Consider the following 16,236-nt stretch of genomic DNA (forward strand, 5'->3'; position numbering starts at 1 on the left):
TCCTTGTTTATTTTCTTTCATCAAGCAGGTCCACATAAAATTGGCCATTTTCATAACTGCAGAAAGAAATATTGGATATTTCTTTATACCCCTCTTTTCGAAGTTCCTGACGCAGCCAAAAGTCGCTTTTATTTATCGTTTCCAGATTCGTTTTCTGAATCGTTCCATCTATAATTAAAGGGATCGTTATCCCTCCCTCTTTACTGTCATTTCTTTCAAACACGGACAATGTACCTGAGGATTCAAGGATAGCAAATTCCACATCGGAGATTTTGGCAATATCTTTTTCTCTTAACTGCAGAAGCAGGTCATCAAAGTTATACCGCTGCTTCCTCATGGCATTTTCATCTATTTTTCCTTTATTAATAATTATGGTCGGTTTTCCATCAACTACGTCCCTGAATGTTTTGCTCTTCAGGGAGAATATGGCCAATACAATTTGTACAACCATCAAAAGGAGCATGGGGAGCACATTTTTCAAAATATTTGAATCCGGAGTTTCAATAGCGACAACTGCAAGTTCAGCAATCATGATATAGACGACGAGGTCCAAGATGCTTAGTTCACCAATTTCCCTTTTGCCCATTAGTCTAAAGATGAGAAGAATGACTGCATATAGAAATAAGGTTCTTACAATGATGATTAGATATTCTTCCACTTCTACAGCACTCCTTTTGATGCAATCCTTTCTATTCTTCCGCATATTTGAACTTTTATGAGTATATGAGGTTTTTTCTTTGAACAATTTATATTCTATTTTTTCATTGTCTGAATATGCTTGTACTAAGGAAAAAGGCTGGCTTCCCCAAGGGTTGAAAGCTGTTCCTATTACTTATTAAGAAGGGAGAGGGTTCATATAGAAGAATCAAAGAACTTTGGCAGCGCTGTCCTTTACGGTATTATTGCGATTTTTGCCATTGCCGTTGCCGGCAGTCTCATTTTTTCACTGCTCCTGCGGTTTACATCTCTGCAGGAGTCATCCCTGCAGTATATTATTACTGCTGTTTCATTCATTTCTCTTTTTGCAGGCGGGTTCATTTCCGGAGGCAAAGGCAAGCAAAAAGGCTGGCTGCTCGGAGGCCTAACCGGCCTTATTTATTCAATCGTCATTTTTCTTTTTCAATATTTGGGGCATGACAGTTTATTTAATATGGAGCAAATGATATACCACACCTGTTTCACACTTACAGCCATGATGGGCGGTATATTGGGAGTGAATCTCAACACAAAAAGAACCGCATAAAAAAGAAGGTCCTGAGTTTGAGGACCTTCTTTTTTGATATTAAGATTTTGCTAATGCATCGCCAGTTGCCTGCGTTACTTCGCGGATCGCTGCACGATCGTATGTAAGACGGCTTCCGTCACCACATTTAATAACCACTTTGTCTTCGTCGATGGCATCAACGAATCCATGAAGGCCGCCGATTGTAACAACCTTATCTCCCTTTTTCAAATCACTCTGCATTTGCTGAACTGCCTTTTGGCGTTTCTGCTGCGGACGAATTAACAGGAAATAGAATAAAACAAACATCAGCAATAATGGTCCTAATGTTCCTAAAAGCTCCATTGTTTTCCCCCCTTTCAAAGAACGGCCCGATTTAAGGAAAAGCTGCTCCTTAAATGAACTCTCAATTTTTATTATTAAAAGTTCTTCGCGTTAGGCTTATTGAATCCATACCTTTCGAAAAACTCTTCTCTAAAGTCACCCAGACGATCTTCCCTAATTGCCTGTCTTACCTGCTCCATTAATTTTAGCAGAAAATAAAGATTATGGTAAGTTGTAAGCCTGATTCCGAATGTTTCATCACAGCGGATCAAATGCCTGATGTAAGCGCGGCTGTAATTTCGGCATGTGTAGCAATCGCAATTCTCATCTATAGGGCCGAAATCTCTTGCAAATTTTGCATTCTTAACAACCAGCCGGCCATTACTTGTCATCAATGTTCCGTTCCTCGCAATCCTGGTAGGAAGAACACAGTCGAACATATCGATTCCTCTGATCGAACCATCAATCAAAGAATCCGGGGATCCCACTCCCATAAGGTATCTTGGCTTATCAGACGGCATTAGCGGTGTTGTGAATTCAAGCACACGGTTCATAACATCCTTAGGCTCGCCTACCGATAATCCGCCCACAGCATACCCCGGGAAATCAAGAGATGTTAAGTCTCTCGCGCTCTGTTTGCGCAGCTCCTCATATTCTCCGCCCTGTATAATACCAAAAAGTCCCTGGTCATTCGGGCGCTTGTGAGCTTTTAAGCAGCGCTCAGCCCATCGGGAAGTCCGCTCTACTGACTTCTTCATATACTCAAAAGAAGCTGGATAAGGCGGGCACTCATCAAATGCCATCATAATATCAGATCCAAGCGAATTTTGGATATCCATTGCTTTTTCAGGAGATAAAAACAGCTTGTCACCATTCAAGTGGTTCCTGAAATGAACGCCTTCTTCTTCAATTTTGCGGAATTCGCTAAGGCTGAACACCTGGAATCCGCCGGAATCTGTCAGAATGGCCCTGTCCCAATTCATAAATTTATGCAGGCCGCCTGCTTCTTCCACGATTTCCTGACCCGGCCGGAGCCAGAGATGATAAGTATTGCTCAGAATGATGCCCGCTCCCATTTCCACCAATTCTTCCGGGGACATGGTTTTTACTGTAGCGAGTGTTCCAACGGGCATGAACACAGGGGTTTCAAAAGAACCATGCGGCGTATGTACCCGTCCCAGACGGGCACCTGTTTGCTTACATGTTTTTATTAATTCATAACGAATTGCAGTCAAGTTGCAGTTCTCCTTCCATTTAAAAGCACATTATTCCTGCCAGGGAAAGGCAAAATAATATTACAAAATGAGCATAGCATCTCCAAAGCTGAAGAACCGGTAACGCTGTTCAACAGCCTGATTATAGGCATTCAGAACGTTCTCACGGCCTGCCAGTGCACTCACAAGCATAATTAACGTTGATTTAGGGAGGTGAAAATTCGTAATCATGCCATCAATCGCTTTAAAATCATAGCCAGGGTAAATGAAAATATCAGTCCAGCCGCTTGCTTCCTCAAAACGGCCATTATGCGCAGAAGCAATGGTTTCTAAAGTCCTCGTGGAAGTAGTCCCCACACTGATGATTCTTCCTCCCTGCTCACGCACTTCATTTAATAGCCGTGCAGTTCCTTCAGTTACCTGGTAAAATTCAGCATGCATTTCATGCTCATTTATATCATCTACACTAACAGGCCTGAAAGTTCCAAGACCAACGTGCAGAGTAATAAAAGCAATATGCACACCCATTTCTTTTATTTCTTCAAGAAGCTGTTCAGTAAAATGAAGGCCTGCTGTCGGAGCTGCAGCTGAACCGCGTTCACGGGCAAACACAGTCTGATAACGGTCTCGATCATCAAGCTGCTCTTTAATATAAGGAGGCAAAGGCATTTCTCCCAATTGCTCAAGGACCTCATAGAATATTCCGTCGTATCGGAACTCAAGTACCCTGCCGCCATGATCTGAAGTTCCAGTGCAGACAGCAGTCAATTTGCCGTCTCCAAAAGTTATCTCAGTTCCTTCTTTTACTCTTTTGGCTGGTTTGACAAGTGTTTCCCAGGAATCCCCTTCAATCTGTTTGAGAAGAAGCACCTCTATTTTTGCACCAGTGCCTGTCTTTTCTCCAAACAGCCTCGCAGGAAGGACCTTTGTGTCATTTAATACAAGGCAATCTCCTGCCTTAAGATAATTCTTAATATCTTTAAAAACACTATGCTGAATATCCCCGGTTTTTTTAACAAGGACCATTAGCCTGCTGCTTGTCCGATCAGCCAAAGGCGTTTGTGCAATTAATTCTTCAGGCAAATGAAAATCAAACCAATCTACTTTCATGATGTCACCCTTCTGTTATTCAAATAGACTACCGGAACCTGCCAATAAAATAAAAGATGGCAGATAGGATAATACTCAGCAATATCGATGTAACGACTGGAAAATAAAAGGTCGTATTGCCTTTTTTAATCACTAAATCTCCAGGCAGCTTGCCAATATTAATAAACTGGCTTATAAATCCTATGGCAAAAATGATGGCACCTATGACCATCAGCCATTTTGATATCCCGCTCAATCAGCAGGCACCTCCATTTGAAAATGTCGATACACCAGGTCCGTTACAATTCTTCCTCTTGGTGTCCGCTGAAGAAACCCGATCTGCAATAGATAAGGTTCATAAACATCTTCAATCGTATGCGCTTCTTCCCCAATGGTCGCAGCAATCGTTTCAAGACCAACAGGTCCGCCCCGGAATTTTTCTATTATCCCTCTTAATAATTTATGGTCAATATGATCAAGGCCTAAACGGTCAACCTGCAAAAGCTCCAGGGCTTCCTTGGCAAGTGTTTCATCAATTTGGCCATCCGCTTTGACCTGTGCAAAGTCCCTGACTCTCCGGAGGAGCCTGTTTGCAATTCTGGGCGTGCCTCTTGATCTTCTGGCCACTTCAATCGCTGCTTTTTGATCTATACCTGTATCCAGCACGTCAGCTGTACGGACAACAATATTAGTCAGCTGCTGTTCTGAGTAATATTCAAGCCTGCTGAGCACGCCAAAGCGGTCTCTTAACGGAGCCGATAAAGACCCGGCCCTTGTAGTCGCGCCAACCAGAGTAAAAGGAGGCAAATCAAGCCTTACTGATCTGGCACTTGGCCCTTTTCCGATAACAATATCAAGGCAGAAGTCTTCCATTGCCGGATAAAGAACTTCCTCTATAGACCGAGGCAAGCGATGAATTTCATCAATAAACAGGACGTCACCCGGTTCCAATGCAGTCAGGATCGCCGCCAGATCACCTGGCCTTTCAATTGCAGGGCCTGCAGTTGTTCTGATATTAACGCCCATTTCATTGGCAATAATAGCAGCCAGTGTCGTTTTCCCCAAACCCGGCGGCCCATATAGAAGGACATGATCTAAGGTCTCCTTGCGTATTCTGGCAGCTTTGATAAAGATCTCGAGGTTCTCCTTTACTTTATCCTGACCAATATACTGCTTTAGTGTCTGCGGGCGCAGACTCTGTTCAAATGAAAAATCCTGAAGATCAGCTTCACCGGATATTATCCGCTCTTCCATACTTATTCACCTTCTTAATTCGGCATAAAACGCAACGGCCTTCATCAATAAATTATAATTTTAAAAGCTTTTGCAGAGCCTTCTTTATGTATTGGTCCGTTGTAAGCTTTTCCTTTTTCAGTTCCGGCGTAATCTTTTTTAGTTCCTTATCTGAATAGCCCAGAGCTTTTAATGCAAGCAAGGCTTCTTCCAAATCTCCCGCATGCCCGCTCTCCGACTGTATTCTATCCGCTGAAAACAGATTCGGGAAGAAGTCAGGGACAATATCCGGTAGCTTCCCTTTAAGATCAAGAATCATTTGCCTGGCTGTTTTCTTTCCGACTCCAGGAAACTTAACAAGGAATGCTTCATCTTCATTTTCAATTGCCTGCACCACCTGTTCGGGTTCACCTGATGCAAGAATTGCAAGTGCTCCCTTCGGCCCAATGCCGGTAACATTAAGCAGCCTGGTAAACAGAGTTTTCTCCTCACGGGTCTGAAAACCATACAATGCAATGATATCTTCCCGTACATAATGATACGTGAATATCCTGACTTCCTGCCCAAACTCCGGGGTATAGCTAAATGGATTAGGCGTTAATATCTGATAGCCAATTCCATTGTTTTCAATCACTACATATTCAGGTCCGATAAAATCGAGCCTGCCTCTTACAAATTCAAACAATGCCTTTCTACCCCCTAATTCAACTGTACCTCATTGTACCATAAACTATTTTGACAAGAAGTAAAAAATGCTGCAGACACTCTTTTGAAGTGATCTATGCATCCTCTTGTTCTTTCCTTAAAGCACCCTTCAAATCATCCTGGACACTAGTACTGCTCAATTCTACACTTGAGCGATAAGCAGCGCGGCAAATTGCATGTGCGGAAACGGGGGGCAGTCAGGAATACAAAAAATATGCCAAGCAGTAATCGAATACTGAAGTAATTATCTGCAAACAGGAAAAACAGGAATGCTCCAAACAATGTAAACATTACACCCAGAGTGGAGCTTTTTGAGGCAGCATGAGACCGGGTATACACATCCGGAAGCCGAATAATTCCGATTGCACTTAAAAAACTGAAAATGGTGCCTGTCAATATCAGTATGGCTGCTACCAGTTCACTTGTGACGTCTGCGTTCAATGACAACACCTCTTTCCATAAATCGAGCAAAGGCAATTGTTCCAATAAAGGAAAGAATGCCAATTAATAAAATGACTTCCATAAAGGCATGTGTTTTTAGTAATACCGATAAAATAGCCACCGCTGAAATTAAATTTATCCCTAAAATATCCAAAGCCTGTACCCTGTCTGGTATCGTGGGTCCTATGACCAGCCGGAAGATTGTTGCCATCATTGAAAGCGCCAGAAATCCCAATGAAAGCATTAAAATAATTTCTATCATTTGCGGGTCACCTTCTTTATCGCCTTTTCAAACCGATCCTTTGATACTATGACAGATTCACTTGATTCCGGAATATCCATGGCATGAATGTAGAACACTTTATTATCGTGGGATACCTCCACAACAACAGAACCGGGAGTCAGTGAAAGCAGCAAAGCAAGCAGAGTTACTTCAAGCTCTCCTTCAAGCTCAGTTTCTATTCTGAAAATCCCGGGAGTGATATTAATTCTTGGCCTTATTACCTGCCGGATTACAAGTATGCTCGAAGTGAACAATTCCCAAATAAATACAAAAAACAATTTAAGGATGGCTAAGAGTGATCTCAAATATAAAGGGGCTTTAAAGAATTTCTCTAAAACGATCAAAACAATTATCCCCACCAGATAACCGCTGAAAAAGGATAATACGCTCCAGTCATCTTGAAGAAACATCCATAAAAAAGCTATAAATAGATTGATTAATACTTGAATGGGCAAAATGATAACCCCTTTCGAAGAAAATCTGTTTATTCCAGGTATTACGGCGCAGTCTCGCCACCAAAAACAGCTTGAATATAAATCTCCGGATTCATTAAGGTTTGAACTGCCAGCTGGGTATATGCAGAGATTCCTTCAGCCCCCAAGCCCAGCAATATTGTCAGCAGGCTGAGACAGGCTATCGGGAACATCACCCCTTTAGTGGTACCTGACTCCATTTCCTCACTTAAAAACGTTTCTCCCCAAAAACAATTCATAAAAATTTTAATAACGGAGTAGAGGGCCATCAGACTTGTTAACAGACCTATTGCGCCAAGCCAGAAATAGCCGGCTTCGAAAGTGCCTTGCGTTATAAATACTTTGCCAAGGAAACCGCTTAATGGAGGTATTCCTGCCAGGGACAGAGCAGCAATAAAGAACATCCATCCAAGATATGGGTGATTGCGAATGAGACCGCTCATATCTTTTAGTTTCCCTGTGCCTGTAAGACTGATGATTGTCCCGCCTAATAAGAATATAAGCGCCTTAACGATTATGTCATGAATCATATAGTATACAGAGCCGGTTAATCCCTCGATTGAGAAAGAGGCCAGCCCAGCAATGATAAAACCAACGCCTATAATGACGTTATAAGCAAGTATGTTCTTAATATCCCAATGTGCAACAGCTCCAATCGCACCAAGGATCATGGTTGCCGCTCCCAAAATGCCGATTAGGAGATGTGTAACTTTTGGCTCGTGGTAGAAAACCAGGGTAAACAAACGAAATATCGCATATATGCCAACCTTTGTTAATAGCGCAGCAAAGACCGCAGCCACAGCCGTCGGTGGTGCACTATATGAGCCCGGGAGCCAAAAGAATAGAAAAAGGGCGGCTTTGAGGCTGAATATGACCAGCAATAAAATAGATATAATGGTCAACAGTCCGCTCTGTCCTGTTTCTGCAACTCTAACTGAAAGATGGGCAAAGTTTAAAGTTCCTGTAATGGCATAAATATAGGCAATTGCGACGAGGAAAAGAAATGACGAAATTATATTGGTAAGAACATATTTAATAGACTCCCGGAGCTGCACTTTAGTGCCTCCCAATGAAATCAATACGTAGGAAGAAATGAGCATAACTTCAAAACAGACAAACAGATTAAATAAGTCCCCGGTAATAAAGGAGCCATTAACCCCGGTAATCAGAAATAAAAACAAAGGATAAAAATAATGGCTCTCCCTTTCTTCTCCTATTGATCTGAAGGCATAAAGCAAGCAGCAGACAGCTACAATACTTGTTATTAAAAGCATCATGGAGGAAAACATATCCGCGACCATGCTTACCCCGAATGGAGGCTTCCAGTCTCCCAAATGCAGGGTCTGAATCCCATCGTTTTTATTTTCTCCCATTAACTTGACCGCAATGATTCCTGATCCTGATAAGGCAATGAGGCTTAAGATTTTATGAAGTTTTAAATTCCTCCTAAAAATCACCATTACCATCCCTGCAATCAGAGGGATGATAATGGGCATAATAATTAAATTATTCATCATGATTACCTCTCATTTGATCCGTATCGTCTGTGCCCAGCACTTTATATGCACGATAGCTTAACACTAAGAATAGGGCCGTTGTTGCAAAATTAATAACAATCGCTGTTAATATAAGTGCTTGCGGAAGCGCATCGGTAAATGGAAGGTCCTGAAGCCCCAATAATGGGGGACCTCCCGTTTTTAATCCGCCCATCGTAAGAATAAGCAGATGGACTCCATGGCTGATAATGGACGTTCCCAGGATGATTCTAAGCAAACTCTTGGTTAATATTAAATAGGTTCCTATGGCAAAAAATAGACCGACAAGCAGTGACATTAAAGTTTCCATTCTTAGTGATCATCACCTATACTCAGAATTATGGACATCGATGTCCCAATAACTGCCAGTGCAACCCCTACATCGAAGAGCACTGCAGTAGCAAGTTCAGTCTTTCCGAAAACCGGAATGTCGAAATAATCAAATGCCTGTGTTAAAAAGGGCTCCCCAAAAACAATACCCCCTACTCCTGTAAATACAGCAATTAATACACCGATGGCTGTAAGCACCTTAAAGTCAACAGGAATGTTTTGACGGACTGTTTCAATATCGAATGCCAGAAACAAAAGTGTCAGAGCAGCTGAAAACCCTAAACCTCCGATGAATCCCCCGCCAGGGTTATGATGTCCTGAGAAGAACAGGTTAATCGAAAAGGTAAGTATGATAACTACTGCAACCTTTATAACAGCATGCAAAATGATATCATTTGGCTCTTTCACTTTTTCCCCTCCCCGATATTCTCAGTTTCACAAGTGTGTACACTCCTAAGGAAGCAATGCCAAGCACGAATATTTCAAGCATGGTATCAATTCCACGGAAGTCTACAAGTATCGCGTTAACAATATTTCTTGCCCCGGCTAGTTCATATGAATTTTCATAATAATAGGCGATAGGCTTGAATAATCTTGTTCCATTAGCTGATAAGGCAAGAATTGCCACTATGGCCCCAACACCAATGGAAATCACTAAATTTGTCATTCTGAATTTTACTCTTTCGGCTTTCCTGCGCATTTCCGGCAAATGATAGAAACATAAAAGAAAAAGGGCAGTTGTTACTGTCTCAACCACCAGCTGGGTTAAAGCTAAATCCGGTGCGCGGAAAATGACAAAGAAAAGTGAGACCAGGTATCCAAGAGCACCAACGGCAACTATAGCCGTCAGCCTTGATTTGGAAAAAAGGACGGTTAAGGCTGCTGTTAACATACTAATGATCAACACACCTTCATATATGCTGACAGGTGCATTATTGCTGGCATCAAAGGCTGCTCCATCAAAATAAAATAGCGAACCTCCAACAATAATTATTAGAAAAGTGAAGATATACACAAAATAGTCACGTATATAACCTGTCATATATCTCTTTGTAAGTGAGAAGGACATGTCTTCCATTTTGCCGAGCCCTTGATTGTAGAAATTATTAAAAGTCATGCTATACGGGTAGATCGAATAAATGCCAATCCACTTTTTTAGATATAGATATAGCAGAGCCCCTGCTCCGACGACTCCAATGGTCATAAACAATTCTGCATTCCAGCCATGCCAGGCACTGATCTTGATTTCAATTTCCCCAGGCTGGGAATAGGCAGGTAAAACAGCTCCCATTGCCGGCTTAAGAATGTATTGGGAGAGCACATTAGGGAAAAAGAAAATGATAATAACCAGGGAAGATAGAATAACCGGAGGAACTAACATCCCAACAGGTGCTTCGTGGACTGCTTTTTCCAGCTTTTTCGGCTTGTATTTCCCGGTAAAGGTCTTAAAAATTATGATCATGCTATAGATAAAAGTAAACACACTGGCTGCCCAGGCGATAACAGGGAAAATCACACCTAAGGACTCCATGCTGAAAATAGACATATCAGAAGCATTCAACACAGCGGTAAAAAACATTTCTTTACTTAGAAATCCATTAAATGGAGGAAGTCCGGCCATTGAAAAGCCGCCAATTATAGCAAGGGTGAAAGAAATAGGCATCAGGTGCATCAAACCGCCAAGTCTTCTAATATCCCTTGTTCCGGTTTCATGGTCAATGATCCCCACAACCATAAACAAACTTCCCTTAAACGTAGAGTGATTGATTAAATGAAAGATTGCAGCAAGCACCGCTGCTGCATACATCGACGCTTCATCACCCCTGCCGTAATACAGGGATGCTGACCCCATGCCAAGCAGACTCATGATCAGCCCGAGCTGGCTAATGGTTGAGTACGCCAATAAAGCCTTTAAGTCAGTTTGTTTTACAGCATTAAGAGAACCATACAGCAATGTTACAAGCCCGGCGCTGCTTACAAGCCAAAACCACTCTGCAGTTCCTCCAAAAATCGGCGTCATACGCGCGACTAAGTATATCCCCGCTTTAACCATTGTCGCAGAGTGCAGGTAAGCACTAATAGGTGTTGGAGCTTCCATTGCATCCGGAAGCCATATGCTGAATGGGAATTGTGCGGATTTTGTAAACGCCCCAATGAGAAGAAGAATCATGGCAGGCAAAAATAAAGAATGCTCATATATAGAGTCTGTTTGATTAATTATTTCACGGATGCTGAATGTTTCTGTCATCATTGACAGCATGATAAATCCGGCAAGCATGGCAAGTCCGCCAAAAATCGTAATATTCATTGATTTCTGTGCCCCATACCTCGATTTTTCCCTTTGATACCAGTAAGCGATCAGCAAGAAAGATGAGATGCTTGTCAATTCCCAAAAAACATACAAAACCAGAATGTTATCAGAGAAAACCAAACCAAGCATGGCTCCCATGAATAAAAGTAAATAAATATAGAAATTATGCAGTGATTCTTTCAGCTTTGACAAGTAATATATGGAATACAGCACAACCAGGGCCCCAATGCCTGTAATGAGTAATCCAAAGACTAAGCTTAATCCATCAATATATGTTGTGTAATTTATTCCAAATGACGGGATCCAGGGTACAGAAATAAAAACCGAATCTCCATTTGAAACAATTGGAATATATTTAAGCAAATACAGAAAAATGACCGATGGCACTATTAGCACAAACCAGCCAGTATGTATGCGGGGTGTTACCATTCTATAAATTACCGGAACAATTATTGCAAATAAAAATGGAACTAAAACCATTATGTGCAGCCAGGACAAACAGATCCCCTCCCTTTTTAAAATTTCAGGTGACATTACTGTTTAAACTTCAGGGTATTAACTGTCTTTTAAAGTATGCTTCCCTATTCATCAAACCATTAACTCTGAACTTGATTAATTTTAATGAATGACATTGACTGTTCAGGTTGCATAAGCTATAGTCATACATAGTTTAATTTATGGACACTACTATTTTTCACATCTATTCGAGGTGAGTTTACAGTGAAGAAACTAAAAGGACGAATGGACGAAAGCATTCTTGTTTGCGTTTATTACGGCCCAAATGGTGAAAAGTTAATTCGCCGAGGATGCCAAATAGCAAGTATGCTAGATTGTCCTTTATATATTTTGACCATTGATCCAAAACCTTTTGATGAAATGGATGCGGAGAAATCCCATTACATCACCAGGTGGAAACAATTAGCCGAACACTTTAGTGCTGATGCTTTCATTTTGAAGGATAATGATAAGCGGCCAGTATCCAAAGTAATCACCGAAGTGGCAAGAGAAAAAGGCATTACACAAATAATTCTTGGCCAAACAGCTCAAAGCCGCTGGGAACAAATTGCCAAGGGGTCCATCATCAATACACTTCTTCGTGAGATTCCATTTGTGGATCTTCATATCATTTCTGTGTCCCGCTACCTGAAAGATCAGGAGGGGCAGTTTGAAAAAGGCGTACGTGCATACCTCGTAAAGGATGGCAGCAACTATCGTGTGACATTCAAACATACGAAGGATGCTGAATATGAAGGGATCTTCTTTAAAGATCAGGGTACTGACTTTAATAATGGGGTTTTTAAATTTATGAAAGACCAGATGACACTTCAAGTCATTGTAACTGAAGACATAATATCAGACTTAACTAATGTTGATTTAGATGATTCCTTGAATGATGATGATGAATAAAGATTACTTCCTCCTCTGCTGAAATGCGGAGGAGTTTTTTATGCTTTCAAATCAGACTAGAGATTAACATCCACCTTGATTAATTGCTTTTGACCTCTCTCAATTCCTAAATAACGCAATGTTTCAGCTGATGAATGGTGATTATAAATCGACATAATGATCGATATGGCAATCCCTTTTCTGTAAGCATGATAACCAAAGGTTTTACGGAGTGTGTGTGTTCCGATTTTCCCCTCTATTCCCGCTTCCTTTGCAGCACTATTTATGATCCGGTAAGCCTGCTGGCGGGTTATTGGCTGATTATTCTTCTTGGATTTAAAAAGAAAATCGCATTCAGTAAAATCATGCTGGGAAAAATACTTTTTTAATTCTTTTTTTACACTGTTATTTAAAAAATAGGCTTTCTGTTCATTGCTGTTTTTAGATTCGGCACCATTGTTTAAATCATCAATATATATAAATTCCTTTATTTCTTTCCCATCTGAAACATCACTGATTCTCAAAGAAAGCAGGTCACTGACTCTAATGCCTGTATTTATTCCCAATACAAACAGCAATAGGTCCCGCTGTGATTGTCTCTTTAAAATCTCTTTAATTTTATTAATACTTTTGATGTCCTTGATAGGATCAACATATTCCACTAGATTCCCTCCTGCATCTAATGTTACTTAATTATATCCTATCAGAAACTAAGTAACATTACAAACAATTCATTTGTATTTTTGTCCACAACAGAAACATGCAAGAGAAGTACATTCCCTTGCATGTTTCACCGCTAATTCGCATGCTTTTCACCGGCAGTATAGCTTTTAAAGGTTTCCAGAACTTCGACATATCGATCTTTTGAAACAATTGGTATTCCTTTTTTTAATTCTTCACATTTTGCACTTTCTAATTTTCCTAAGTCGATTTGAAAGAATGACTGGATAATATTCGTATTTTGCGGCTTTCCATTGAAGATAGTAAGTGTTCCGTCCTCCGTTACACCGAAATACCCATTTGCTTTTAATAACGGTGAAATATCATCCACTTTCCTGCGGAATACCATATAATCTATATCCATATCAACAAGTTGCCATTGATCATATTTAGCCCAGAAATCTTCAAGAGTCCATATGGTTTCCTCTATCGTTTCCTGGCTCACTTCCCCATCCAGATATTCCCTTTCCAAAATGACCTCCATCTTAAGCGGACCTTCAATTTGTTCCTCTGCTGCCATAGCATATATAGATGTGCTGTTAGATAAAAAATTGAATGTATCCGGATGGAAGAAGAGATATAAGGAAGCAGCTCCTGCTAGTAGCAGGCCCCATATGGTTCTCATGATCGATCACCTCGATTAAATAGTAACTTCTTCACTATCTGCCTGGCCTGTTTTTCCAGATCTTTATGATTAGTTTGGCCAAAATTTGCATGTTTATCCTGAAAAAATTTTATATGTAAAAAGGGGCAAAGCTCAGCTGCTTTTACCCCTAATAGTAATTCGTTATTTTTCACTGCGGAATAAGTTTTTTAAATCCCAGTCAATTTGCTCTCTTGGGCCTCCATCACGAAGATTGTTATCAATGTTTCTTAAACGGCTGAATGTTCCTTCGTCTGTTACCACCTTTGCAGATCTTCCCCTCAGATATGGCTCGACAGCTTCGTGAATCGCTTCTTTCGTTTGTTCTTCCTTATCGTAATCAGTCAGATCTACAGCAATCAAAACATTGCTGCCATAGGTAACAGACCTGACGTCTTCAACATTTGGAACAGATGCTGCAACATCGCCAATTTTTTCAGCAAGCTCACCTTCATAAGCCTGATAATAAGAATTTTTGGCTTGTCGTGTATTGTCATCGAGATGGCCATGATAATTTGCATCGCTATGGCTAAAACGATTATCTTTCATAAAAAAGCTGCGATCTCTGTCTGCAATAGGAATAGTAGGGTTTCCGGTATTTTCGTTCCGGACTCTCCCGGCATTATTGTCCACTTGGTTATAGCGGGTGTTTTCCCCCTCGCCTCCAAGCGTATGATCCATCATTTCTGTCAGAAGCCCATCATTATCGGTACCATCTTCCACCCGGACATTGCCGCCGCGGTTTCCGTGATTTTCATTCGAGTAATATCCCATGGGCTGACCAATTTCATTGTTCCGTTCAACACCTGCGTCTTCGTTCGTTCCGCATCCTGTCAATCCCATTGATAAAATGGCAGCCATCGGCACTGCAAGCAGTTTCTTGTGCAAGCGAAAAACCCCCCTCGCTAATATTACAAGCCCTGAGCATTTCTGCTCTTATTTAGCTTGTGAGCAAAGAAAGGCTTTCATTCTGTCCATTTACGTCCAATTTTTTAATGAGCATTATTTGTTTTTGTCATTGGCAGCATATTTAAGAGCTTTAATAAAACGCTGTCTTTCAGCAAACTGCCCTACAGTTAAGTCCAGAACAGGGCGAATTTTCACAGAATCAAGATACGATCTATCCCTTATTACACGATTCCATTCCCTGAATATATCAGTTGGAAATGCCAATGCATGAAGAAAGCCCTTTTCTTCAAGATTGGATTTTAAGATTGGATATTTTCTCAAATCTTCAAAGGACCAATTCATATAAGGAAGGATGCGATTTGCATACTGCAGATAATCGGAATGGGGAGCCCCTATTGCTACCAGGTCAAAATCGAGCAAATATAAAGATTGATCTTTTGCTCTGAGAAAATTATGATGTGCTACATCACCGTGCAGAATTACCTGCTTCCCCGGCTGAAAAAGCCAGGCTTCGTCTTCCATGCCTTTTAAAGACCAATCTGCCCAGGCTAATAGCTCATTAATAATTTCTTTTTGGACAAAATATCTTACTACAGGGAGATTATTAAGGAAAAGGGTTGCTCTTTCTCTCCACTTGTCCGCCTGCCTATATGCCGGCACAACCGTTTGATAACGGCTGACCAGCATCTCTGTAGTACCGTGGAATTTCTTCAGCAGCTCCAGCCCTTCTAAACGATCTGTCTTAAAATAATAAGTAAAAACTTCTTTCGAAGGCGGTAAATACTCCATACAGCCGTAATAAGTCCTGTCAAAAAACAAAGGCGGTTCTTTGGCAACTTCGTAAAAAATATATGTTTTTGAAAATCCTTCTTTCATTAATGAAGAGGTGAATGCTTCCTGAAGCTTTAGACGGTGATAGGATGAAAACCCTTTTAGTATAAAGGATCTTTCCTGTGTCCTCAGTAAATAAACCTTCTTTCGGATTGGCTTTAATTCTTCAATTTTAAATGGCAGCTGATCCTGCAAATAGGAGAGGAGACGATTTTGAACTAAATCGTCTCCTCCATTATTAACCGTCGTATTCACTGCTTTCGTCTATGTTTCTTGGCATTCCGAAAGGCGCCCCGCCCATTGGGCCAAAACCCTGACCGAAACCTGGTCCCGGACCATAGCCGAATCCCGGACCATACCCCTGCCCTGGACCAAATCCTGGTCCTGATCCGTAGCCTCCAGGGGCAAATTGCGGTCCTCCACAGCCGCAATCATTGGAAGCTCCCATCACCGAGCCAGGCATCAATGGCTTTTGAGACATGCCTGGGGATTCTTCCATTCCCTGCACCTGTGGCATCTGATGCGGCATTTGCATTCCCATATCTTCTGCTCCCATCACACCCGGCGGCATTTGGTGCGGCATCTGT

20 protein-coding genes and 1 pseudogene are annotated in these 16,236 nt (G+C 41.3%); 2 read left to right on the plus strand and 19 right to left on the minus strand.

All coding sequences use genetic code 11. The annotated features are described in order from the left end of the window. Positions 1–7: 7 nt before the first annotated feature. Positions 8–658: a DUF421 domain-containing protein gene (locus tag BFI01S_RS02250; RefSeq protein WP_061791154.1), complete on the minus strand. Its 651-nt coding sequence runs from the start codon at positions 656–658 to the stop codon at positions 8–10. Between the two features lie 198 nt (positions 659–856). On the opposite strand from BFI01S_RS02250, the gene BFI01S_RS22185 reads away from it, so the two are divergent. Next, positions 857–1,243, plus strand: a complete 387-nt coding sequence (locus tag BFI01S_RS22185) for a TIGR04086 family membrane protein (RefSeq protein ID WP_082804448.1) — start codon at positions 857–859, stop codon at positions 1,241–1,243. Between the two features lie 39 nt (positions 1,244–1,282). Here the strand turns inward: BFI01S_RS22185 and yajC are convergent, their stop codons facing one another. The 13 genes from yajC to BFI01S_RS02315 form a co-directional block, all read right to left on the minus strand. Then, complete coding sequence (gene yajC, locus BFI01S_RS02255; RefSeq protein WP_009333093.1) at positions 1,283–1,567, minus strand: preprotein translocase subunit YajC; 285 nt, start codon at positions 1,565–1,567, stop codon at positions 1,283–1,285. Between the two features lie 74 nt (positions 1,568–1,641). Next, positions 1,642–2,781 carry a tRNA guanosine(34) transglycosylase Tgt gene (tgt, locus tag BFI01S_RS02260; RefSeq protein WP_048011594.1) on the minus strand — a complete coding sequence of 380 codons (1,140 nt, stop codon included), beginning with the start codon at positions 2,779–2,781 and terminating at the stop codon, positions 1,642–1,644. A gap of 60 nt (positions 2,782–2,841) precedes the next feature. Beyond that, entirely contained in the window at positions 2,842–3,870 is a 1,029-nt protein-coding gene (queA, locus tag BFI01S_RS02265; RefSeq protein WP_061791155.1) for a tRNA preQ1(34) S-adenosylmethionine ribosyltransferase-isomerase QueA, read from the minus strand. A 28-nt stretch (positions 3,871–3,898) separates the two neighbouring features. Then, a complete protein-coding gene (locus BFI01S_RS02270; protein ID WP_061791156.1) occupies positions 3,899–4,105 on the minus strand; it encodes a DUF2905 domain-containing protein in 207 nt (68 codons plus the stop codon). Continuing rightward, complete coding sequence (gene ruvB, locus BFI01S_RS02275) at positions 4,102–5,103, minus strand: Holliday junction branch migration DNA helicase RuvB (protein WP_061791157.1); 1,002 nt, start codon at positions 5,101–5,103, stop codon at positions 4,102–4,104. Before ruvB ends, BFI01S_RS02270 begins: the two co-directional genes overlap by 4 nt. Before the next feature lie 52 nt (positions 5,104–5,155). After that, positions 5,156–5,767 (minus strand): Holliday junction branch migration protein RuvA, encoded by a 612-nt coding sequence (ruvA, locus tag BFI01S_RS02280; protein ID WP_061791158.1) that lies wholly within the window; start codon positions 5,765–5,767, stop codon positions 5,156–5,158. Positions 5,768–5,913: 146 nt separating this feature from the next. Next, on the minus strand, positions 5,914–6,228 hold the full coding sequence (mnhG, locus tag BFI01S_RS02285; RefSeq protein ID WP_369691491.1) for a monovalent cation/H(+) antiporter subunit G: 315 nt from the start codon (positions 6,226–6,228) through the stop codon (positions 5,914–5,916). Continuing rightward, positions 6,206–6,490, minus strand: coding sequence for a Na(+)/H(+) antiporter subunit F1 (locus BFI01S_RS02290; protein ID WP_061791159.1), 285 nt, complete (start codon positions 6,488–6,490; stop codon positions 6,206–6,208). Before BFI01S_RS02290 ends, mnhG begins: the two co-directional genes overlap by 23 nt. Then, entirely contained in the window at positions 6,487–6,966 is a 480-nt protein-coding gene (locus BFI01S_RS02295; protein ID WP_061791160.1) for a Na+/H+ antiporter subunit E, read from the minus strand. Before BFI01S_RS02295 ends, BFI01S_RS02290 begins: the two co-directional genes overlap by 4 nt. A 41-nt stretch (positions 6,967–7,007) precedes the next feature. Next, positions 7,008–8,498: a Na+/H+ antiporter subunit D gene (locus BFI01S_RS02300; RefSeq protein WP_061791161.1), complete on the minus strand. Its 1,491-nt coding sequence runs from the start codon at positions 8,496–8,498 to the stop codon at positions 7,008–7,010. Then, positions 8,491–8,829, minus strand: coding sequence for a Na(+)/H(+) antiporter subunit C (locus tag BFI01S_RS02305; RefSeq protein ID WP_048011602.1), 339 nt, complete (start codon positions 8,827–8,829; stop codon positions 8,491–8,493). The genes BFI01S_RS02300 and BFI01S_RS02305 overlap by 8 nt, the downstream gene beginning before the upstream one ends. A 2-nt stretch (positions 8,830–8,831) precedes the next feature. Continuing rightward, entirely contained in the window at positions 8,832–9,257 is a 426-nt protein-coding gene (locus BFI01S_RS02310; protein ID WP_061791162.1) for a Na(+)/H(+) antiporter subunit B, read from the minus strand. Continuing rightward, complete coding sequence (locus BFI01S_RS02315; RefSeq protein ID WP_061791163.1) at positions 9,241–11,658, minus strand: Na+/H+ antiporter subunit A; 2,418 nt, start codon at positions 11,656–11,658, stop codon at positions 9,241–9,243. Before BFI01S_RS02315 ends, BFI01S_RS02310 begins: the two co-directional genes overlap by 17 nt. Before the next feature lie 222 nt (positions 11,659–11,880). Between BFI01S_RS02315 and BFI01S_RS02320 the strand changes: the two genes are divergently transcribed. Next, positions 11,881–12,567 carry a universal stress protein gene (locus BFI01S_RS02320; protein ID WP_061791164.1) on the plus strand — a complete coding sequence of 229 codons (687 nt, stop codon included), beginning with the start codon at positions 11,881–11,883 and terminating at the stop codon, positions 12,565–12,567. Positions 12,568–12,623: 56 nt separating this feature from the next. On the opposite strand, the gene BFI01S_RS02325 is transcribed toward BFI01S_RS02320, so the two are convergent. The 5 genes and pseudogenes from BFI01S_RS02325 to BFI01S_RS23240 all read right to left on the minus strand — a co-directional run. Continuing rightward, entirely contained in the window at positions 12,624–13,208 is a 585-nt protein-coding gene (locus tag BFI01S_RS02325; RefSeq protein WP_061791165.1) for a tyrosine-type recombinase/integrase, read from the minus strand. A gap of 134 nt (positions 13,209–13,342) precedes the next feature. Further along, the gene (locus BFI01S_RS02330) at positions 13,343–13,891 is read right to left on the minus strand and encodes an intercompartmental signaling factor BofC (protein WP_061791166.1); all 549 of its coding nucleotides are present in this window, start codon (positions 13,889–13,891) and stop codon (positions 13,343–13,345) included. 162 nt (positions 13,892–14,053) lie between these two features. Then, the gene (locus tag BFI01S_RS02335; protein ID WP_061791167.1) at positions 14,054–14,797 is read right to left on the minus strand and encodes a YhcN/YlaJ family sporulation lipoprotein; all 744 of its coding nucleotides are present in this window, start codon (positions 14,795–14,797) and stop codon (positions 14,054–14,056) included. Positions 14,798–14,911: 114 nt separating this feature from the next. After that, the gene (locus tag BFI01S_RS02340) at positions 14,912–15,904 is read right to left on the minus strand and encodes a phosphotransferase (protein WP_061791168.1); all 993 of its coding nucleotides are present in this window, start codon (positions 15,902–15,904) and stop codon (positions 14,912–14,914) included. Continuing rightward, a pseudogene (locus BFI01S_RS23240) lies at positions 15,888–16,236 on the minus strand (hypothetical protein); the annotation flags it as partial. The gene BFI01S_RS02340 and the pseudogene BFI01S_RS23240, both read right to left, overlap by 17 nt.

This window comes from Cytobacillus firmus NBRC 15306, assembly GCF_001591465.1.
Taxonomy (GTDB): Bacteria; Bacillota; Bacilli; order Bacillales; family Cytobacillaceae; genus Cytobacillus; species Cytobacillus firmus.

Excerpts from the sequence above, each read along its gene's own strand:
- ruvB (WP_061791157.1), bottom strand. The coding sequence starts at position 5,103 with ATGGAAGAGCGGATAATATCCGGTGAAGCTGATCTTCAGGATTTTTCA.
- BFI01S_RS02300 (WP_061791161.1), bottom strand. The coding sequence starts at position 8,498 with ATGAATAATTTAATTATTATGCCCATTATCATCCCTCTGATTGCAGGG.
- queA (WP_061791155.1), bottom strand. The coding sequence starts at position 3,870 with ATGAAAGTAGATTGGTTTGATTTTCATTTGCCTGAAGAATTAATTGCA.
- BFI01S_RS02305 (WP_048011602.1), bottom strand. The coding sequence starts at position 8,829 with ATGGAAACTTTAATGTCACTGCTTGTCGGTCTATTTTTTGCCATAGGA.
- BFI01S_RS02330 (WP_061791166.1), bottom strand. The coding sequence starts at position 13,891 with ATGAGAACCATATGGGGCCTGCTACTAGCAGGAGCTGCTTCCTTATAT.
- BFI01S_RS02290 (WP_061791159.1), bottom strand. The coding sequence starts at position 6,490 with ATGATAGAAATTATTTTAATGCTTTCATTGGGATTTCTGGCGCTTTCA.
- yajC (WP_009333093.1), bottom strand. The coding sequence starts at position 1,567 with ATGGAGCTTTTAGGAACATTAGGACCATTATTGCTGATGTTTGTTTTA.